Genomic DNA, 20,486 nt, shown 5'->3' with positions numbered 1-20,486 from the left:
CAGGGCCTGATCCGGCCTCATCGGGGGCAAGCCCCCTCCCACATTTTGATTTGGGCATACATTCAAAGTGTGGGAGGGGGCTTGCCCCCGATTGCAGGCGACGCGGTGTTACTGCCCGCTGCGCATCATCTCCCGTGGCACATACTTGCCGATCTCGAACTTGCCGATCGCCGCGCGGTGCACTTCGTCCGGGCCGTCGGCCAGGCGCAGGGTACGTTGCATGGCGTACATGTAGGCCAGCGGAAAGTCGTTGGAAACCCCGGCGCCACCATGAATCTGGATCGCGCGGTCGATCACTTTCAACGCCACATTCGGCGCCACGACCTTGATCTGGGCGATTTCGCTTTTCGCCACTTTGTTGCCCACGGTGTCCATCATGTACGCCGCTTTCAGGGTCAGCAGGCGCGCCATGTCAATTTCCATGCGCGAGTCGGCGATCTTGTCGATATTGCCGCCCAGGCGTGCCAATGGCTTGCCGAATGCGGTGCGGCTGACGGCGCGCTTGCACATCAATTCCAGTGCGCGCTCGGCCATGCCGATGGAGCGCATGCAGTGGTGGATGCGGCCCGGGCCAAGGCGACCTTGGGCGATTTCAAAGCCACGGCCTTCGCCGAGCAGCACGTTTTCATACGGCACGCGCACATTGTCGAACAGCACTTCGGCGTGGCCATGGGGCGCGTCGTCGTAACCGAACACCGGCAGCGGGCGCACAATTTTCACCCCCGGGGCGTCCACCGGCACCAGGATCATCGAGTGTTGCTGGTGACGCGGTGCATCAGGATTGCTCAGGCCCATGAAGATCAGGATCTTGCAGCGCGGGTCGCAGGCGCCGGAGGTCCACCACTTCTTGCCGTTGATCACCCACTCGTCGCCCTGGCGTTCGGCGCGGGCAGCCATGTTGGTGGCATCCGAGGAGGCCACATCGGGCTCGGTCATGGCGAAGGCCGAGCGGATTTCGCCGCGCAGCAGCGGTTGGAGCCAGCGTTGTTTCTGCTCTTCGTTGGCGTAGCGCACCAGCACTTCCATGTTGCCGGTGTCGGGGGCCGAGCAGTTGAACGGCTCCGGGCCCAGCAGCGAGCGGCCCATGATCTCGGCCAGTGGCGCGTATTCAAGGTTGGTCAGGCCGGCGCCCAGCTCGGATTCAGGCAGGAACAGGTTCCACAGGCCCTCGGCTTTGGCTTTCGCCTTCAGCTCTTCCATGATCGCGGTGGGCTGCCAGCGGTCGCCTTCGCTGACCTGGCGTTCGAACACCGGCTCGGCCGGGTAAACGTAAGCGTCCATGAACGCTGTAACGCGTTCACGCAGTTCCTGAACCTTGGGCGAATAGGCGAAATCCATGAGCAGCTCCCTTCTTGGAGAGGTTGTTTAGGTCATGCATTCGATGCTAGAACAGCGTTGATAATTTACCTAGCCTATTCTCGGCGTGTATTAACATTCATCACCGATATATGATCGACGTATGGCCACCTAACAATAAGAGCGCAACGAAATGAATCTGAGCAAGGTCGACCTCAACCTCTTCATCGTCTTTGACGCGATCTACACCGAAGCCAACCTGACCCGCGCCGGGCAGATTGTCGGCATTACCCAACCAGCGGTATCCAACGCTCTGGCCCGCTTGCGCGAGACCTTCAACGACCCGCTGTTCGTGCGCACCGCCCAAGGCATGGTGCCCACGCCGATGGCGCAGAACATCATCGGTCCGGTGCGCAATGCGTTGTCGTTGCTGCGGGTGTCGGTGCAGGAAAGCCGGATTTTCAACCCTCAGCAGGCGGCCAAGACCTATCGCATCAGCATGACCGACCTCACCGAGGCGGTGATCCTGCCGTTGCTGTTCCAGCGTCTGCGCCGCCTGGCACCGACGGTGGTGATCGAGAGTTTCCTGTCCAAGCGCCGCGAAACCACCAAGGAACTGGCCGCCGGGCGCCTGGATTTTGCCGTGGACGCGCCGCTCAACACCGACCCGCAGGTGCGCCACGTCAAGCTGATGGAAGACCGCTACGTCTGTGCCATGCGCAAGGGCCATCCCATGGCGGGCAAGGACAAATTCACCTTGGATGACTACCTGTCGCTGACCCATATCCATATCTCCAGCCGCCGAAATGGCCTGGGCCATGTCGACCTGGCCCTGGGCAAGATGGGCATCCAGCGCAAGATTGCCCTGCGCTCCCAGCATTACCTGATGGCCTCCCAAGTGTTGCAGCAGACCGACATGGTGATGACCGTGCCCGAACGCTTCGCCCGCCGTCATGACCTGCACTGGTTCAACCTGCCGGTCAATGACGTGCCGCCGGTGGAAACCCACCTGTACTGGCACGAAAGCACCGACCAGGACCCGGCCAACCGCTGGATGCGTGAGCAAATGATCGAGTTGTGCCAGCAAGTCACGGCTCACGAAAAGAAGCTGGATAAACAGCAGGCCTGAGGGTGAAAAGCCTCCCCTGTGGGAGGGGGCTTGCCCCCGATGGGCTGCGCAGCGGCCCTTGACGTTCACGTCAACCTGCCATTAGCTTAACGCCAAGACCTTCTTGAGCGCCCCCATGAGCACGACCTACAGCATCTCCGACCTCGCCCGCGAGCTCGACATCACCACCCGCGCCATTCGCTTCTATGAAGAACAAGGCCTGCTGGCCCCGGAACGCCGCGGCCAGGAACGCATCTACTCGGCGCGGGACAAGGTCAGCCTGAAGCTGATCCTGCGTGGCAAGCGCATCGGTTTTTCCCTGGCCGAGTGCCGTGAATTGATCGAACTCTACGACCCCGCCAGCGGCAACCATATCCAGCTCAACAGCATGCTGGCGAAGATCGCCGAACGCCGTGAACAGTTGGAGCAACAGTTGCTGGATATCGAACAAATGAAGCTGGAACTGGACACCGCCGAAGAGCGCTGCACCCAGGCCCTGGCCGAGACCATCCAAGGCCAGGCTGGCCATTGAACAGAAGGTAGTTGCCATGTCCCTCCCCTACCACGTGCGCCTGGTCGAAGTCGGCCCGCGCGACGGTTTGCAGAACGAAGCCCAACCCATCAGCGTGGCCGACAAGGTGCAGTTGGTGGATGCCCTGAGTGCCGCCGGCCTGGGCTATATCGAGGTGGGCAGTTTCGTCTCGCCCAAATGGGTGCCACAGATGGCCGGTTCCGGTGAGGTGTTTGCGCAGATCCAGCGCAAGCCCGGTGTCACCTATGGCGCGTTGGCACCGAACCTGCGCGGGTTTGAAGACGCGCTGGCGGCCGGCGTGAAGGAAGTCGCAGTGTTTGCGGCAGCCTCCGAGGCGTTTTCCCAGCGCAATATCAACTGTTCCATCAGCGAAAGCCTGGAGCGTTTTGCGCCGATCATGGCGGCGGCCAAGCAGCACGGCATCAGTGTGCGTGGCTATGTGTCCTGTGTGCTGGGTTGCCCGTACGAAGGCGCGGTCGCCCCGGAGCAAGTGGCGGCAGTGGCTCGTGAGCTGTATGCCATGGGCTGCTATGAAGTGTCCCTGGGCGACACCATCGGCACCGGCACGGCCGGCGCCACGCGGCGGCTGTTCGAGGTGGTGGGTGCGCAGGTACCGCGGGACAAGTTGGCGGGGCACTTCCACGACACGTATGGGCAGGCGATCGCCAATGTCTACGCCAGCCTGTTGGAAGGGATCAATGTGTTCGACAGCTCTATCGCGGGCCTCGGCGGCTGCCCCTACGCCAAGGGCGCCAGCGGTAACGTCGCCACCGAGGACGTGGTGTACCTGCTCGATGGGCTGGGGATCCACACGGGCATCGACCTGGAGCAACTGATCCGGGCCGGCCAACAGATCTGCACAGTGCTGGGCCGCCCCACCGGTTCGCGTGTGGCCAAGGTGCGTAGCACACAGTGAGTAACCGATCCGTGACGATGTGTTACCGCACCGCTACACATCGAGTAACACGGGAACATATTTTGTGGCATTCGCCGTAGGCCAAATCGCACACAAAAATTAACTCATTGATTCTAAAAGACTTTATAAAGTTGGCACGGGTTCTGCTATCTCTATGGCATAACAAGAATAAAAAGCGCCAAACCTAATAAAAATAAGACGTAACGACTCTGACATAACAAAAACAACACGGCAGAGACGCAGCTAACAGATTTTTTTGGAGAAGATGTGCTTCGCAGGGTACGGCATGCCGAAACCCGCAACCGGATAGAGAAAAATAAAACTACCTCAGGTAGCTGCCACTGGTTGGATCGCTTGCGAAGAAGCAGATCAGCGCTCAAAAAAATACGTTTGCTCTTGACCCCGGATGGGGGTCGCCAAAAACAGCGGTAAAGGGTCACGGTTACCAAAAACAACAACAGACCGCCCCTCAATAATAAAAAAAGAGCAGGCAACGACAAATTAAAGGGGACCCTAGGGTCCCCTTTGTGCTGTGTGCACGCCTCCTCAGGCAGAGGCGCTTTCCCTCAGTCGTTGCGCGACGCCAACTCCTCGATACTGATCTCGCGCATGCGGAATTTCTGGACCTTGCCCGTGACGGTCATCGGAAATTCGTCCACGAACTTGAAATGCTTGGGCGTCTTGAAGTGCGCGATGCGCCCCTTGCACCAGGTGTGCAACTCCAGCGCGCTGGCCACGTGCCCAGGGTGAAACTTGACCCAGGCCACAATCTCTTCGCCATAACGCTCATCCGGAACACCAATAACCTGCACGTCGGCCACCGCCGGATGGGTAAAGAAAAACTCTTCCAGCTCCCGCGGGTACACGTTCTCGCCACCGCGAATGATCATGTCTTTGTTGCGCCCGGCGATGCATACGTAGCCGTGCGCGTCCATGGTCGCCAGGTCGCCGGTGTGCATCCAGCCCGCGTCGTCGATGGCCTCGCGGGTACCTTCCGGGTTGTTCCAGTAGCCAAGCATCACACTGTAGCCACGGGTACACAGCTCGCCCGTCTCGCCGCGCGCCACGGTGTTACCGTCGATGTCGATGATCTTGTGTTCGAGGTGTGGCTGGGTACGCCCCACCGTGGTGACCCGACGCTCCAGGTCATCATCGGCGCCGGTCTGCAACGACACCGGGCTGGTTTCGGTCATGCCGTAGGCAATCTGCACCTCGCCCATATGCAATTCGCCGATGACCCGGCGCATCACTTCAATGGGGCACGTGGCGCCGGCCATGATGCCGGTACGCAGGGACGACAGCTCCAACTCGCCCCGGCGCGGATGATCGAGCATGGCGATAAACATGGTGGGCACGCCGTACAGGCCAGTGGCGCGCTCTTCGGCGACGGCGGTGAGCGTCAGCAGCGGATCGAAGCCGTCATTGGGGTAGATCATGGTGGTGCCATGGGTGATACAGCCCAGGTTGCCCATCACCATGCCAAAGCAGTGGTACAGCGGCACCGGGATCACCAGGCGATCCTGCGCGGTGAGGCCCAGGCTTTCGCCGACCATGTAGCCGTTGTTGAGGATGTTGTGGTGACTGAGGGTGGCTCCCTTGGGGAAGCCGGTAGTGCCGGAGGTGTACTGGATATTGACGGCTTGATCAAAGCTCAGGCTGGCTTGACGGCTGCGCACCTGTTCCGGCGCGACTCCCGCCCCGAGTGCTGCCAACTGCGACCAGGGCAGGAAACCCGGGGGCGGATTGGGGTCAAGGCTGATGACGCCACGCAGGTCGGGCTTCAGCGCCTGCACCATGGCATGGTAATCGGACGTCTTGAATGACCCGGCGCACACCAGCCACTGGCAACCGGATTGCTTGAGCACGTATTCCAACTCACTGCTGCGATAGGCCGGGTTGATATTGACCAGGATCACCCCGAGCTTGGCGCTGGCGATTTGGCTGATACACCATTCGGCGCAATTGGGCGCCCAGATGCCCAGGCGGTCGCCGGTTTGCATGCCCAGGGCCAGGAACGCTCGGGCGTGCAGGTCAACGGTCTCGGCCAGTTGCCGCCAGGTGTAGCGGCGCTGTTGGTGGCGCACCACCAGGGCTTCGCCATCAGGATGCTGCGCAACGGTGCGATCGAAGGCCTGACCGATGGTCATGGCCAGCAGCGTCTTGTCCTGGGAGCCACGGCTGTAGCTCGGATTCGGTTGATCCATAACGACCCCTGTTGTCTTTTTTGTAGGTTGACGTAAACGTAAACTACGATTGACAGCACCGCAACGCAAGCTTACGTTAACGTAAAGGTGATCGCCCTCCCCCGGCGCCCCACCCACATAACAACAAAGCTCAACTTAAGGTGCCCGTCCATGAGTTATCCCTCCCTGAACTTCGCCCTCGGTGAAACCATCGACATGTTGCGCGACCAGGTGCAGTCCTTCGTGGCCAAGGAGATCGCCCCTCGCGCGGCACAGATCGACATCGACAACCTGTTTCCCGCCGACCTGTGGCGCAAGTTTGGCGACATGGGCCTGCTGGGCATCACGGTGCCGGAAGCGTACGGCGGTGCCGGCCTGGGTTACCTGGCCCACGTGGTGGCCATGGAAGAAATCAGCCGCGGTTCGGCGTCGGTGGCGCTGTCCTACGGCGCCCACTCCAACCTCTGCGTCAATCAGATCAACCGCAACGGCAACCATGAGCAGAAGCTCAAGTACCTGCCTCAACTGATCAGCGGCGAACATGTGGGCGCCCTGGCCATGAGCGAGCCGAATGCCGGCTCCGATGTGGTCTCGATGAAGCTGCGCGCCGACAAGCGTGGCGACCGCTACGTGCTCAACGGCAGCAAGACCTGGATCACCAACGGCCCTGACGCCAACACCTATGTGATCTACGCCAAGACCGACCTGGAAAAGGGCCCCCACGGCATCACCGCATTCATCGTCGAGCGTGACTGGAAAGGCTTCAGCCGCAGCAACAAGTTCGACAAACTGGGCATGCGCGGCTCCAACACCTGCGAGCTGTTTTTCGATGATGTGGAAGTCCCCGAAGACAATATCCTCGGTGCCCTCAACGGCGGTGTGAAAGTGCTGATGAGCGGCCTGGACTACGAACGCGTGGTGCTCTCCGGTGGCCCGACCGGGATCATGCAGGCGTGCATGGACCTGATCGTGCCCTACATCCACGACCGCAAGCAGTTCGGCCAGAGCATCGGCGAATTCCAGCTGATCCAGGGCAAGGTCGCCGACATGTACACCCAACTCAATGCCAGCCGCGCCTACCTCTACGCGGTGGCGCAAGCCTGCGAGCGTGGCGAAACCACGCGCAAGGATGCGGCCGGGGTGATCCTCTACAGCGCCGAACGCGCGACGCAGATGGCCCTCGATGCCATCCAGATCCTCGGCGGCAACGGCTATATCAACGAATTCCCTGCCGGACGCCTGCTGCGTGACGCCAAGCTGTATGAAATCGGGGCCGGCACCAGTGAAATTCGGCGGATGCTGATCGGTCGCGAACTCTTCAACGAAACCCGCTGAAGGAGCACGTCATGGCCACCTTGCACACCCAGCTCAACCCTCGCTCGGCGGAGTTCATCGCCAATGACGCAGCGATGCGCCAACAGGTCGACGCCCTGCACACCCTGCTCGCCCACGTGCAGCAGGGTGGCGGCGCCAAGGCCCAGGAGCGCCACACTTCACGCGGCAAACTGTTGCCACGCGAGCGCATCAACCGCTTGCTCGACCCAGGCTCACCGTTCCTTGAACTCAGCCAACTGGCCGCCCACCAGGTGTATGGCGAAGACGTGCCTGCCGCCGGCGTGATTGCCGGGATTGGCCGGGTCGAAGGGGTCGAATGCATGATCGTCGCCAACGATGCCACGGTGAAGGGCGGCTCCTACTACCCGCTGACCGTGAAGAAACACCTGCGCGCCCAAACCATCGCCGAGCAGAATCGCCTGCCGTGCATCTACCTGGTGGACTCCGGTGGCGCCAACCTGCCGCGCCAGGATGAAGTGTTCCCCGACCGTGAGCACTTCGGGCGGATCTTCTTCAACCAGGCGAACATGAGTGCCCAGGGCATCCCGCAGATCGCCGTGGTGATGGGTTCGTGCACCGCCGGCGGCGCCTACGTGCCGGCGATGGCCGACGAAGCGATCATGGTGCGCCAGCAGGCCACCATCTTCCTCGCCGGCCCGCCGCTGGTGAAGGCGGCGACCGGTGAAGTGGTCAGCGCTGAAGACCTCGGCGGTGCCGATGTGCACTGCAAGATTTCTGGCGTAGCCGACCACTATGCCGACAGCGACGAGCACGCCCTGGCCCTGGCCCGCCGCAGCGTCGCCCACCTCAATTGGCATAAGCAGGGCCAGTTGCTGCAACGCACGCCGGTGGCGCCGTTGTATAGCAGCGAGGAGCTCTATGGCGTGATCCCGGCCGATGCCAAGCAACCGTTCGATGTGCACGAAGTGATCGCACGGCTGGTGGACGGCTCGGTGTTCGATGAATTCAAGGCCCTGTTCGGCACCACCCTGGTGTGCGGTTTTGCCCACTTGCACGGCTATCCGATTGCGATCCTGGCCAACAACGGGATTTTGTTTGCGGAAGCCGCGCAAAAAGGCGCGCACTTTATCGAGCTGGCCTGCCAGCGCGGGATTCCGCTGCTGTTCTTGCAGAACATCACCGGCTTTATGGTCGGCCAGAAATACGAGGCCGGCGGTATCGCCAAGCATGGCGCCAAGCTGGTCACCGCCGTGGCCTGCGCCAAGGTGCCGAAATTCACGGTGATCATCGGCGGCAGCTTTGGTGCCGGTAACTATGGGATGTGCGGCCGCGCCTACGACCCGCGCTTTTTATGGATGTGGCCGAACGCGCGCATCGGTGTGATGGGTGCCGAGCAGGCCGCAGGGGTGCTGGTGCAGGTCAAGCGTGAACAGGCCGAACGTGCAGGGGTTGCGTTCAGTGCCGAAGAAGAAGCGGCGATCAAGCAGCCGATCCTCGACCAGTATGAAACCCAGGGCCATCCCTACTACTCCAGCGCGCGCTTGTGGGACGACGGCGTCATCGACCCGATGCAGACCCGCGACGTGCTGGCCCTGGCGCTGTCTGCCGCGCTGAATGCCCCCATCGAGCCGAGCCGCTTCGGCGTGTTCCGCATGTAACCTGTAGGAGCGAGCTTGCTCGCGAAGGTCGTTAACGATAACGCGAGCATTCTGGATGAACGCGTTGCCTGGACGTTTTTCGCGAGCAAGCTCGCTCCTACAGGAGACCTCTCATCATCATGGAGCTCCTTGCATGAGCGATTTCAACACCCTCGAACTGATCACCGACAGCCGTGGCTTTGCCACGCTGTGGCTCAGTCGTGAAGCCAAGAACAACGCATTTAACGCCGAGATGATCCGCGAACTGATCATCGCCCTCGACCAGGTGCAAGGTGATCCGTCCCTGCGCTTCCTGGTCCTGCGCGGGCGCGGTAAGCACTTCAGCGCCGGGGCCGACCTGGCCTGGATGCAGCAATCGGCCGAGCTGGACTACCACACCAACCTGGACGACGCCCGCGAACTGGCCGAGCTGATGTACAACCTGGCGAAGCTGAAGATCCCCACCCTGGCAGTGGTGCAAGGCGCGGCCTACGGTGGCGCATTGGGCCTGATCAGTTGCTGCGACATGGCGATTGGTGCCGATGACGCACAGTTCTGCCTGTCAGAAGTGCGTATTGGCTTGGCGCCAGCGGTGATCAGCCCGTTTGTGGTACAGGCGATCGGCGAGCGCGCAGCCCGGCGTTATGCGCTGACGGCCGAACGGTTTGGCGGCCAACGGGCGCGGGATATTGGGCTGCTGGCGGAAAGCTATCCGACCGATACGCTGGAACAACAGGTCGCGCAATGGGTTGCCAACCTGCTGCAAAACAGCCCGGCGGCGATGCGCGCCAGCAAAGACTTGTTGCGCGAGGTCGGTAACGGCGCCCTCACCCCGGCCCTGCGCCGTTATTGCGAAAATGCCATCGCCCGCATTCGCGTCAGCGCCGAAGGCCAGGAAGGCTTGCGCGCGTTCCTGCAAAAACGTACGCCCAGCTGGCAATCCCAGGAGCCCCGTTCATGAGCACACTGACCACCGTACTGGTGGCCAACCGTGGTGAAATCGCCTGCCGGGTGATGCGCACCGCCAAGGCCATGGGCTTGACCACCGTCGCTGTACACAGCGCCACGGACCGCGACGCGCGCCATAGTCGCGAGGCGGATATCCGCGTCGACCTGGGGGGCAGCAAAGCCACGGACAGCTACCTGCAGATCGACAAATTGATCGCCGCGGCCCAGTCCAGCGGCGCCCAGGCGATTCATCCGGGCTACGGCTTCCTGTCGGAAAACGCCGGGTTTGCCCGCGCGGTCGAGGCCGCTGGCTTGATCTTCCTCGGCCCGCCCGCCTCGGCGATCGACGCCATGGGCAGCAAGTCGGCCGCCAAAGCGTTGATGGAGACCGCCGGCGTGCCGCTGGTGCCGGGTTACCACGGCGAAGCCCAGGACCTGGAGACGTTCCGCGATGCCTGCGCGCGTATCGGCTACCCGGTGCTGCTCAAGGCCACGGCCGGCGGCGGCGGCAAGGGAATGAAAGTGGTCGAGGACGTCAGTCAGTTGGCCGAGGCATTGGCCTCTGCCCAGCGCGAGGCGCTGTCGTCGTTCGGCAATGGGCAGATGCTGGTGGAAAAATACCTGCTCAAGCCGCGCCATGTGGAGATCCAGGTGTTTGCCGACCAGCAGGGGCATTGCCTGTACCTCAATGAGCGCGATTGCTCGATCCAGCGTCGGCACCAAAAAGTCGTCGAGGAAGCCCCGGCGCCTGGCTTGAGTACTGAACAGCGCAAGGCCATGGGCGAAGCGGCGGTACGCGCAGCCCAGGCCATTGGCTATGTGGGCGCGGGCACGGTGGAATTTCTGCTGGATGCCCGTGGCGAGTTTTTCTTTATGGAAATGAACACGCGCCTGCAAGTGGAACACCCGGTGACTGAAGCGATTACCGGCCTCGATCTGGTGGCCTGGCAGATTCGCGTGGCCCAGGGTGAAGCGCTGCCGATCACCCAGGCACAAGTGCCGCTGATCGGCCATGCCATCGAAGTACGGCTGTACGCCGAAGACCCCTCCAACGATTTCCTGCCGGCCACCGGGCACCTGGCGCTGTACCGCGAATCGGCCCCCGGCCCGGGGCGACGCGTGGACAGCGGCGTCGAGCAGGGCGACAGCGTGTCGCCCTTCTACGACCCGATGCTCGGCAAGCTGATTGCCTGGGGCGAAGACCGTGAACAGGCGCGATTGCGGCTGTTGAGCATGCTGGATGAATTTGCGGTGGGCGGGCTGCGGACCAACCTGAGCTTCCTGCGTCGAATCATCGCCCACCCCGCGTTTGCCGCGGCGGAACTGGATACCGGGTTTATCCCGCGCTATCAGGATGAGCTGCTGCCGGTACCTGGCGCCTTGAGCGATGAGTTCTGGCAGGCCGCGGCCGCGGCGTTCATACAGAGCTTGCCGGCCGGTGACGGGCCTTGGGCGGACACGCGCGGTTTTCGTGCCGGCCTGCCCGCCGAAGTCTCGCTGCACTTGAGCTGCAATGGGCAGGATCGGTTGGTGACATTACCCACCCAGCCCCCGCTGTTGCGCGGCGAACAGCTGCTGATCGAGCACCAGGGCGTACGCCGCGCTCATCTGGCGGTGCGCAGCGAAAGCACCCTGTACCTGCGCTGGGATGGCGAGTTGCACGCGGTCAGCCTGTTCGACCCGATTGCAGCGGTCGAGGCCGGCCAGCTCCATCAAGGCGGCCTGACCGCGCCCATGAACGGCAGCATCGTGCGGGTGCTGGTGGAAGTCGGCCAAGCCGTGGAGGCCGGCATGCAACTGGTGGTGCTGGAAGCCATGAAGATGGAACACAGCATCCGTGCGCCCCAGGCCGGGGTGATCAAGGCGTTGTTCTGCGAGGAAGGCGAAATGGTTGCCGAAGGCTGCGCGCTGGTGGAGCTCGAAACAGCCGACTAGAACTTCGCCGTGGCCTGCACCACCACGCCGAGGATGCGGCAATCCTCGGTGAACCGCTGCTTCGGATAGGTGGGGTTGAGCGGCACCAGGTAAAGCTGGCCGCTTTCTTCCATGAGTTGGCGAAAAGTCGCCTGGGGGCTGTCAGCCCATTGGGCGACCACCAGCTTGCCAGGTTGGGCATCGATAGCCGGGTCCACCAGGATCAGCATGCCCGCACCGATGCTCAGGCCGCTGGGGGCGGTCATGGCGTCTCCCCTCACCGGGAGCCAGAAGGCGTCCCCGCGGGCGTGGTAGTCCGTCAGTTCGAAGCGGGTGGTGGCGTACGCGCCGTGCTCTTCGCGAATTTCGCACATGCCCGTCCAATCGTTGACCGGGTATCGAAAATACGGGTTGTAGGGAGGTTGCGCGGGCAGTGCCTCGGCGGTCTTTTCGCGAATCTGCAAGGCGACTTCCAGGTAGCCCAGCCCCAGTTCCGCGAGAACCCGGTTCATGTCGGCCAGGCTTGGCACACGGCGTTTGTTGAGCCAATGGCCCACCCCGCCCTGGGACATGCCCAGGCGTTCGGCCAGTTGATCCTGCGTGACCTTGCGGTCTTTCATGTTGGCTTTGACCAACGCTATCCAGTTATCCATGGTGCGTGACAATACGATGCGTATTTTTCAGGGCAATAAACAGTTTGTAGTAATCCATAAAACGACATAAATACGATACGTACTATCATCGAACATAAGGTTTTCGACACCCACCCAGAGTACCGCCCCTTATGACGACAAGCCCGCACCGCCTGCCTGAAACACCCGAAACCAGCGAATTGCTCGACATGCGCGGCAGCAGCGCCGCCCAGCGAGCCCTGGACTATTACTTGAAAGAAGATATGTCGCCATCGCCCTCGGATGACACCTTCTTTCGCGTCAAACCCGACATCAGCCACGAAGAAGCCCTGGTGCACGCCTCGGACCTGTTGCGCAGTGCTGCCGCCACCGCCTACGAATCAGCGAACAGCCATCAAGGCAATCAACGCGACCTGGCATTCTCAGTGGTGTATTTGATCGATATGGCGAAGGCGATGGTGGAGCGGTCGCTGCAGGCGCCGAAGGCTCAGGCAAGCGTGTGACGGGCGCGCAGGAAAAATATTTCTATCTCACGGATAAAAACATTTGACTTGCAAATGATAATGATTATTATTGGGCTCAGCTGATCGCGAGATCAGTCGATAGACCAAGGGACCTTAGGTCGGACTCTTGGAATATCTCCTCATCAGGCTAATCACGGTTTTTGACCCGGCTCTTTGGCCGGGTCTTTTTTTTTGCCAGTTTCCCTGGCATGACTTCAGGCTAATGAAGACTGTGTGTTGCTGAATGGCGCGCATGGTAGCAAAAGACCATCGTCCAAAGAAAGCCGATCGAAGGCTCTAGCCCAGATCTTTGAGAAATAGCGCTTGAGAATCAATCTCATAGATTCTAAGCTGCCCCAGCGTCAAGGACGACGCCCCCCTCCTCCGCAACAATTTTGCGTCAAGATTTTGCCCGGTGCCTGTGTAATATAACCGCCACAACATTCATACCCAGGCAACCCGACTATGACCGTGGCCTTGACCTCTATCAAGATCAGCACCGACTTCGACAGTGGCAATATCCAGGTTCTGGATGCCAGCGATGCCTATCAGTTGCTGCTCGCCATCGAACCCGATACCCGCAGCGCACATTTCCAGTGGTTCCACTTCAAGGCCGAAGGCATGCACGTGGGCCATACCCACACTTTCCGCCTGAGCAACGCCAGCCATTCTTCCTATAAGCATGCGTGGAGCGGCTACAACGCTGTCGCCTCCTACGACCATATCAACTGGTTCCGCGTGCCCACGCGCTTTGATGGCGAGACCTTGCACATCAGCCTCGAAACCCGTGAGAAACACGCCTGGTTCGCCTACTTCGAACCCTACAGCCGCGAACGCCACGACTGGCTGATCGAGCAGGCCGTGACCCGCGCAGGCGCTAAATTGCTGGCCACCGGTAAAAGTGTCGAAGGCCGTGATATCCAGTTGCTACGTCGTGGCAAAGGCGGCAGCAACCGGCGCAAGGTCTGGATCATCGCCCAGCAACACCCCGGCGAACACATGGCCGAATGGTTCATGGAAGGCATCATCGAACGCCTGCAACAGGATGGCGATGCCGAGCTGAGGAAGCTCCTGGCCGTTGCCGACCTGTACCTGATCCCCAACATGAACCCTGACGGTGCCTTCCATGGCCACTTGCGCACCAACGCCATGGGCCAGGACCTCAACCGCGCGTGGCAGAGCGCCAACCAGGAAACCAGCCCGGAAGTGCTGTTCGTGCAGCAACAGATGGAAAAGCATGGCGTCGACCTGTTCCTCGACATCCATGGCGACGAGGAAATCCCCTACGTGTTCACCGCCGGTTGCGAAGGCAACCCGGGATACACCCCGCGCATCGAAGCCCTGGAAAAACACTTCCGCAGCCACCTGAGCGCGCTGACCCGTGACTTCCAGACCACCCACGGCTACACCCGCGACCTGCCGGGCGAAGCCAACATGACCTTGGCCTGCAATGCCGTCGGCGAGAAATACGATTGCCTTTCGCTGACCCTGGAAATGCCGTTCAAGGACAACGACGATGCGCCCAACCCACACACCGGCTGGTCGGGCAAACGCTCGATGCAATTGGGTAAGGATGTGTTGAGCACGATCGCCGATATCGTGACCGTCCTGCGCTAACCCTTGCCTGGTCCGGCAAGGGTTCAATGGCAGCCTCAGTCTTTGGTACCGGTCATGCTTTGCAACACGCCATCGCGCCGAATCAGCCCGTGGAATAACGCCGCCGCCAGGTGCAAAAGCACCGTCAGGAACAGCAGGTAGGCCAGATACCCATGGGCCTTGCGTAACACCGCGAACAACGGTGCATTCGCGCCCACCAGCGCCGGCAGCTGTATCGAACTGCTCAGCATCACCGGGTCGCCCGCCGCTGAAATCATCGCCCAACCCAGCAGCGGCAGCACCAGCATCAAGGCATACAGCACCAGGTGAGACGCCTTGGCCGCCAGTGTTTGCCACAACGGCAAATCGCTGGGCAGCGGTGGTTGGCGCGTGGAAAAGCGCACCACCAGCCGCACGATCACCAGCGCCAGAATCGCAATCCCCAACGGCTTGTGCAGGTGAATCAACCATTCATGCCGCTCGGACACCGACGCGGCCAACCCCGCACCGATAAACAGCATCGCGATGATCATCAGCGCCATCAACCAATGCAGCAGGCGCGCCAGGGGCGTGAAAAACCGTGGTTGGGCATTCATGGCTTCGACTCCTGAGGGGCATTGTGCAAGGGGCTGACTTCGCCAGCGCGACGCAGGTAAGAACTGGCATACGCAGCCGAACGGGCCGCCAGCAGCGGATCATTGGATGCCTCGATGCCGCTCGGCAAAATCAGCGGGTCGAAGTTGATGTCACGGCAATCCCCATCGACCTGTGGCTGGCTGCTGTCCAGCACCAGGCTGCCGACGTTGATGACCTTGTGCTCACCGGCCCAGGTCTTGCTCGCATCGTCCAGCGGGTCACCGGGGTTGGCCAGGGTCATGTTCAATTGCCAACGCAGCGGTCCTGCCGCCAGGCGTTGCACCAGGTCTTTCTCCAGAAAGTCATTGCCTGCCGGTGCGCTATCGCCGGGTGCATCCTGGCTCTGCGGTACGACGCCCCAACGCACGGCCTGGCGTTTGCCGTCGGCGTTCACCAGGTAAAACGCATTGATGCCGTTGTAGGTTTCAGTGGCATAGCTGGCCGATGGCCTGGCGGTCTTGACCCACGCCAGGAACGGCGCGGTCTCAGGGTGAGAAGCAAAAAACGCCGGCATACTCGCCGGGTTCGGCTTGCCGGTGGCCGGGTCGGGCGCGCCGGCCTTGAGCAGTTGATAGAACGCCTCGGGCGTGCCCACCGGGAACACCGGCATGCTGTTCATCCCAGTGCGCCATTGCTGGCCGTTGGCTTGGGTAAATTGCACGGCAAAACTGCGGATCGGCACGCTGCTGTCCGGTGCATAGGGGTTGCCGCTGGGCAAGGCAAATCGGCCGATGATGGGGGTTTTGGCTGCGCTGAAGACTTGGGCGCTGGAATACGCGCGCGCCTCGGCGCTGCTCTCGAAATAACCCGCGACGCACACACCCTTGGCGTGGTTGCGGCGGAACCCCGGATGCACACCGTTATTGGTTTCCAGGGCATTGACCAGCGTCGTGGGCCGCAGGCGTTGTGGGTCGAGGGTGCCGTTGACGTAGGCAAACGCCCCCGCAACAACCGCAACAACCGCACCGATGCCGACAAGTCGAGCAATCAGGCTCGCAGTACTCAGCGCAAGACGGGGTGGTGGTGAGTGATCTACCATCAGGAAACTCCAGGGCCAAGGGCCTTTGGCGGTGAACATAGGGTCGGTGCATTGAGACGAATGCCGATCCGCTCTATTCCCTGGCCTTTGATTTATTTTCGAGAAAGGGGAATAACCTTCAGCGCCGGACGTCTCTCTAGTCCCAACGTAGCGACCAGCCAGCATCCCATGCACGCACTCGACGAACAGTTACGTGAACTCATCCCCAGGCTGCGGCGCTTTGCCGTGTCCCTGACCCGTCACGCCAGCAGCGCCGACGACTTGGTGCAGTCGACCCTGGAACGGGCGATCATCCGCTGGGACGACAAACGTCTGGAAGGCGACCTGCGCGCCTGGCTGTTCTCGATCCTCTACCGGCAGTTCCTCGACGCCCATCGACGCAGCCGCCGCTATGCACGCATGCTCGATTTTTTCACCGGGCGCGATGATGCCGAGCCCTCGGTCGAGCGCACGGTGATGGCCCAAGCCACCTTGCAAGCCTTCGATCAACTCAACACCGAGCAACGTGCGCTGCTGCTGTGGGTGTCGGTCGAAGGTTTGAGCTACAAGGAAGTCGCAGAAATCCTCGACGTGCCCATCGGCACGGTGATGTCGCGCCTGTCCCGGGCGCGCCAGGCCCTGCGCCAACTCAGCGATGGCGAAATCGCCAGCCCTTCCCTGCGGATACTCAAATGATCAGCCTGCCCCCCAGCGAACGCGATTTGCATGCCTACGTCGATCACCAGCTCCTGGAGAGTGATCGGCGTGTGCTTGAAACCTACTTGGCGGCCCACCCCGAGGTCGCGGCCCAAGTCCACGCCTGGCAGCAGGATGCGCAATTGCTGCGCGCGGCACTGAGTGGCGTCCTGCACCAGCCGGCCAACCCTGGGCTGGACCCGATGCTGATTCGCCAGCGCATCAAGCATCAGTCCCGCCGCCATTTCGCGACAGCGGCGGTGCTGCTGATTGCCGTCAGCCTCGGAGGCATTGGCGGCTGGCACGCCCGTGAAGCCACGCAACCGCCGCTGCTGCCCATGGCCGACGCCATGCAGGCCTACCGCCTGTTTGCCCAGGACGGCATCATGCCGGCCGACTACCGCTCTTCGGACAGCGGCACGATGCAAACCTGGCTTGATCGCTACTTCAACCAGGCCCACCGCCTGCCGGACTTGAGCCAGGCAGGTTTCAAGCCGGTCAGCGCACGCTTGCTCACCACCGAGCAAGGCGCAGCGGCGATGGTGTTGTACGAAGACACGCAAGGTCGACACATCAGCTTCTACATCCGCCCACCGGGCCCGGACAACGGCTTTCTGCCCCGTGGCAACCGCAGCGCTGACGGCTTACACGCCGAATACTGGTCCGGCGCCGGCTACAACTATGCGATGGTCAGCCCGGTGGATCAGCCCACCGCGCCGCTGTTGAAGTTCTAGAAACTCCAGCACCACGGTATCGGTCCAGGTCTCGGCGTTGCAGGTGCACCCGGCCCTCCCAAACCCGCGCCGCCTGCTGAGCGCTTGGGCGGGTGTCTATAGGCCATGCCTTTTCGAGATGGCTGGCGGCGCCCTTCTCGATTGGTCAAAACATGGCCGGAGCTCTAAAGTAAGCGACCACCGCACCACAGAGTGACTTGCATTGGCCGTGTTTCCCCTGATCCGACGCCTGCTCGGTAAAAACCCAGGCACCCGCGTCGACGCCTCCATCCCGATGTTCTTTCAGCACAAGGCCGAGCAACAGGGCTACACCCTCAGCGCCGGCCAGGCCCAGGCGATCGCCGCCATGGCCCGCGAAACCGCGCACCTGCTGGCCGGCCAACCGACCCGCAGCCTGTACCTGCACGGCCCGGTGGGGCGCGGCAAAAGCTGGCTGCTCGATGGGTTTTTCCAGGCGTTGCCAATGGCCGAAAAACAACGCGTGCATTTCCATGACTTTTTCGCCCGCCTGCACCGGGGCATGTTCGCCCATCGTCAGCAGCCAGACGCACTGGCCACGACCCTGGATGAGCTGCTCGAGGGCTGCCGCGTACTGTGCTTCGACGAGTTCCACGTCCACGATATTGGCGATGCCATGCTGATCAGTCGGCTGTTCAAAGCCTTGTTCAAGCGCGGTGTCCTGGTGCTGGTCACCTCCAACTACCCGCCCGCGGGCCTGTTGCCCAACCCCCTGTACCACCAGCGTTTCAAGCCGGTGATCGACTTGATCGCGGCGCGTATGGAGGTGTTGGAAGTCAGTTCGCCCCGCGACTTCCGCAGCCTGCCCCAGGCCCATGCCGAACAGCGCTTTACCCAGGGGCAATACGTGTGGCCGGGCACGCCAGCACAACGTGAGGCCCTTGGCTTGCCCACCACCGATTGCCCGCCGCAGCCCCTCAGCGTCGGCGCCCGCCAGTTGACCTGCCGCCAGCGCGAAGCACACCGCATCGCTTTCACGTTCAGCGACCTGTGCGAACAACTCACTGCGGTAATGGACTACCTGCTGCTGTGCGACGACTTCGACCACTGGATCATCGATGGGCTGCCATACCTGGCGGATTGCCCGATCGCCGTGCAACAGCGCTTTATCAACCTGGTAGACGTACTCTACGACCGCGATAAGCAGTTGACCCTGATCGGCGAACAGCCCCTGGCCAAATCCCTGGAAGGCCAGGCCATCGACCTGGCCCGCACGGCCAGCCGCCTGAACCAATTGCAAACGGTCAGCCCGCAACGCGCGCCCGACCCGGTATCATGAGCGCCTTTTACGCCCTCTTGCCGAGTGACCGCGCCGTTCATGAATACCCTCGCCCAACTCAAGGCCGGCCAACTGGCCGGTATCACGCGCCTGGACCTGTCCTGCGGGCTGACTGAATTCCCCCGGGAAATCTTCGAACTGGCCGACTCCCTGGAAATCCTCAACCTCAGCGGCAACGCCCTGAGCAGCCTGCCGGATGACCTGCATCGCCTGCCGCACCTGCGCGTACTGTTCTGCTCGGACAACGCCTTTACGGAACTGCCCGAATGCCTGGGCCAGTGCGCCAAACTGAGCATGATCGGCTTCAAGGCCAACCAGATCCGCCACGTACCGGCGACCGCGCTGCCGCCGCAGTTGCGCTGGCTGATCCTCACCGATAACCGCATCAGCCAACTGCCCGACGAACTGGGCCAGCGGCCGTTGCTGCAAAAACTGATGCTGGCCGGCAACCAACTCGCGCATTTGCCGCCGAGCCTGGCCAACTGCCAGAACCTTGAGCTGATCCGCATTGCCTCCAACCGTCTGACCCACTTGCCCGAATGGCTGCTGACACTGCCGAGCCTGACTTGGCTGGCCTACGCTGGCAACCCGGTGGAAATGGCGGTTGACGTGGCCGCCGACGACGCGACACCGGATATTCCCTGGGCGCAACTGGCGCTCGCCGACGTGCTCGGGGAAGGTGCCTCCGGAGTGATTCGCAAGGCCACGTGGCAACCTGAGGCCAAGCCCGTCGCGGTCAAACTCTATAAAGGCGCCATCACCAGCGACGGCTCGCCATTGCATGAAATGCAGGCCTGCATCGCGGCCGGGCAGCACCCCAACCTGATCAAGGTCGAAGGCCGTGTGGTGGGCCACCCCGACGGCCAGGCCGCGCTGGTGATGGACCTGATCGAACCGAGCTACCGTAACCTCGCCGCCCTGCCCAGCCTCGCGTCCTGCACCCGCGACATCTACGACCCTGCTACCCGCTTCAGCCTCGCCGTGGCATTGCGCATGGCGCGGGGCATCGCCTCGGTGGCCGCACACCTGCACCGGCACGGCATCACCCATGGTGACCTGTACGGCCACAATATCCTGTGGAATGCGGCGGGTGATTGCCTGCTGGGGGATTTTGGCGCCGCGTCATTCCATGCCACGGCAGATACCCTGGAGACCAGGGCGTTGCAGCGCATTGAAGTGCGGGCGTTCGGGGTGTTGCTCGGGGAGTTGCTGGAGCGGATCGACACGGGCTTGAGCGACGACACGCGTCAGGTGCTAGAAGGCTTGCAGGCGCGTTGCTGCCAGCCGGAGGTGTTGGCACGGCCGAGTTTCGAGGAAGTCGAAGCGCTGCTGCAATCTATCCCACACCCCTGAACCCAATGTGGGAGCAAGCCCCCTCCCACACTGGATTGCGGGTGGCAGGTAGAAAGCAGCCCGGCTGTGGATCTCGTGGATACCGCCAATCCCCTGTGGGAGATGTCGAGCTTTAGCGAGGCTTCGAAGGCGGTGGCATTGTTGGCAGGTGTGTTGGCTGACCCACCGCCATCGGGGGCAAGCCCCCTCCC

Annotated in this window: 18 protein-coding genes; 13 read left to right on the top strand and 5 right to left on the bottom strand. The window is 62.0% G+C overall.

The features are described 5' to 3' along the window. Positions 1-108: 108 nt before the first annotated feature. The gene (locus P2T68_RS14055) at positions 109-1,338 is read right to left on the bottom strand and encodes an acyl-CoA dehydrogenase (RefSeq protein WP_024076237.1); all 1,230 of its coding nucleotides are present in this window, start codon (positions 1,336-1,338) and stop codon (positions 109-111) included. A gap of 151 nt (positions 1,339-1,489) precedes the next feature. Between P2T68_RS14055 and P2T68_RS14050 the strand changes: the two genes are divergently transcribed. The 3 genes from P2T68_RS14050 to P2T68_RS14040 all read left to right on the top strand — a co-directional run bounded on the left by P2T68_RS14050 (position 1,490) and on the right by P2T68_RS14040 (position 3,852). After that, positions 1,490-2,425: a LysR family transcriptional regulator gene (locus tag P2T68_RS14050; RefSeq protein WP_024076238.1), complete on the top strand. Its 936-nt coding sequence runs from the start codon at positions 1,490-1,492 to the stop codon at positions 2,423-2,425. Positions 2,426-2,540: 115 nt separating this feature from the next. Further along, entirely contained in the window at positions 2,541-2,936 is a 396-nt protein-coding gene (locus tag P2T68_RS14045) for a MerR family DNA-binding transcriptional regulator (RefSeq protein WP_024076239.1), read from the top strand. Positions 2,937-2,952: 16 nt separating this feature from the next. Next, positions 2,953-3,852 (top strand): hydroxymethylglutaryl-CoA lyase, encoded by a 900-nt coding sequence (locus P2T68_RS14040; RefSeq protein WP_102624832.1) that lies wholly within the window; start codon positions 2,953-2,955, stop codon positions 3,850-3,852. 566 nt (positions 3,853-4,418) lie between these two features. On the opposite strand, the gene P2T68_RS14035 is transcribed toward P2T68_RS14040, so the two are convergent. Next, a complete protein-coding gene (locus P2T68_RS14035; RefSeq protein ID WP_277379489.1) occupies positions 4,419-6,056 on the bottom strand; it encodes an AMP-binding protein in 1,638 nt (545 codons plus the stop codon). A gap of 150 nt (positions 6,057-6,206) precedes the next feature. Here P2T68_RS14035 and P2T68_RS14030 point away from each other — a divergent pair, with 150 nt between their 5' ends. The 4 genes from P2T68_RS14030 (at position 6,207) to P2T68_RS14015 (ending at position 11,851) form a co-directional block, all read left to right on the top strand. After that, positions 6,207-7,370, top strand: a complete 1,164-nt coding sequence (locus tag P2T68_RS14030; RefSeq protein ID WP_024076242.1) for an isovaleryl-CoA dehydrogenase — start codon at positions 6,207-6,209, stop codon at positions 7,368-7,370. Positions 7,371-7,381: 11 nt separating this feature from the next. Then, positions 7,382-8,989: a carboxyl transferase domain-containing protein gene (locus tag P2T68_RS14025; RefSeq protein WP_069076534.1), complete on the top strand. Its 1,608-nt coding sequence runs from the start codon at positions 7,382-7,384 to the stop codon at positions 8,987-8,989. A gap of 133 nt (positions 8,990-9,122) precedes the next feature. Continuing rightward, positions 9,123-9,929 carry a gamma-carboxygeranoyl-CoA hydratase gene (locus tag P2T68_RS14020; protein WP_024076244.1) on the top strand — a complete coding sequence of 269 codons (807 nt, stop codon included), beginning with the start codon at positions 9,123-9,125 and terminating at the stop codon, positions 9,927-9,929. Next, positions 9,926-11,851 (top strand): acetyl/propionyl/methylcrotonyl-CoA carboxylase subunit alpha, encoded by a 1,926-nt coding sequence (locus tag P2T68_RS14015; RefSeq protein ID WP_277379488.1) that lies wholly within the window; start codon positions 9,926-9,928, stop codon positions 11,849-11,851. Before P2T68_RS14020 ends, P2T68_RS14015 begins: the two co-directional genes overlap by 4 nt. On the opposite strand, the gene P2T68_RS14010 is transcribed toward P2T68_RS14015, so the two are convergent. Then, complete coding sequence (locus P2T68_RS14010) at positions 11,848-12,483, bottom strand: XRE family transcriptional regulator (protein ID WP_024076246.1); 636 nt, start codon at positions 12,481-12,483, stop codon at positions 11,848-11,850. The two genes, P2T68_RS14015 and P2T68_RS14010, sit on opposite strands and share 4 nt — an antisense overlap. Before the next feature lie 131 nt (positions 12,484-12,614). Between P2T68_RS14010 and P2T68_RS14005 the strand changes: the two genes are divergently transcribed. Next, positions 12,615-12,965 carry a DUF3077 domain-containing protein gene (locus tag P2T68_RS14005; protein ID WP_277379487.1) on the top strand — a complete coding sequence of 117 codons (351 nt, stop codon included), beginning with the start codon at positions 12,615-12,617 and terminating at the stop codon, positions 12,963-12,965. A 465-nt stretch (positions 12,966-13,430) separates the two neighbouring features. Beyond that, positions 13,431-14,582: a M14-type cytosolic carboxypeptidase gene (locus tag P2T68_RS14000; RefSeq protein ID WP_024076248.1), complete on the top strand. Its 1,152-nt coding sequence runs from the start codon at positions 13,431-13,433 to the stop codon at positions 14,580-14,582. 35 nt (positions 14,583-14,617) lie between these two features. On the opposite strand, the gene P2T68_RS13995 is transcribed toward P2T68_RS14000, so the two are convergent. Then, positions 14,618-15,157, bottom strand: coding sequence for a cytochrome b (locus P2T68_RS13995; RefSeq protein ID WP_024076249.1), 540 nt, complete (start codon positions 15,155-15,157; stop codon positions 14,618-14,620). Next, entirely contained in the window at positions 15,154-16,236 is a 1,083-nt protein-coding gene (locus tag P2T68_RS13990) for a catalase family peroxidase (RefSeq protein ID WP_102624853.1), read from the bottom strand. The genes P2T68_RS13995 and P2T68_RS13990 overlap by 4 nt, the downstream gene beginning before the upstream one ends. Positions 16,237-16,404: 168 nt before the next feature. On the opposite strand from P2T68_RS13990, the gene P2T68_RS13985 reads away from it, so the two are divergent. The 4 genes from P2T68_RS13985 (at position 16,405) to P2T68_RS13970 (ending at position 20,295) form a co-directional block, all read left to right on the top strand. Then, the gene (locus P2T68_RS13985) at positions 16,405-16,911 is read left to right on the top strand and encodes a sigma-70 family RNA polymerase sigma factor (RefSeq protein ID WP_102624838.1); all 507 of its coding nucleotides are present in this window, start codon (positions 16,405-16,407) and stop codon (positions 16,909-16,911) included. Further along, positions 16,908-17,645, top strand: coding sequence for an anti-sigma factor (locus tag P2T68_RS13980; protein ID WP_102624839.1), 738 nt, complete (start codon positions 16,908-16,910; stop codon positions 17,643-17,645). Before P2T68_RS13985 ends, P2T68_RS13980 begins: the two co-directional genes overlap by 4 nt. 202 nt (positions 17,646-17,847) lie before the next feature. Continuing rightward, on the top strand, positions 17,848-18,942 hold the full coding sequence (gene zapE / locus P2T68_RS13975; RefSeq protein WP_277379486.1) for a cell division protein ZapE: 1,095 nt from the start codon (positions 17,848-17,850) through the stop codon (positions 18,940-18,942). 39 nt (positions 18,943-18,981) lie between these two features. Then, the gene (locus P2T68_RS13970; RefSeq protein ID WP_277379485.1) at positions 18,982-20,295 is read left to right on the top strand and encodes a protein kinase; all 1,314 of its coding nucleotides are present in this window, start codon (positions 18,982-18,984) and stop codon (positions 20,293-20,295) included. Positions 20,296-20,486: the final 191 nt, after the last annotated feature.

This window comes from Pseudomonas sp. G11 (assembly GCF_029457515.1).
Lineage (GTDB): Bacteria > Pseudomonadota > Gammaproteobacteria > Pseudomonadales > Pseudomonadaceae > Aquipseudomonas > Aquipseudomonas gorinensis.
Note: the sequence above shows the minus strand (reverse complement) of the source record. Positions and strands in the feature narration are given on the sequence as shown.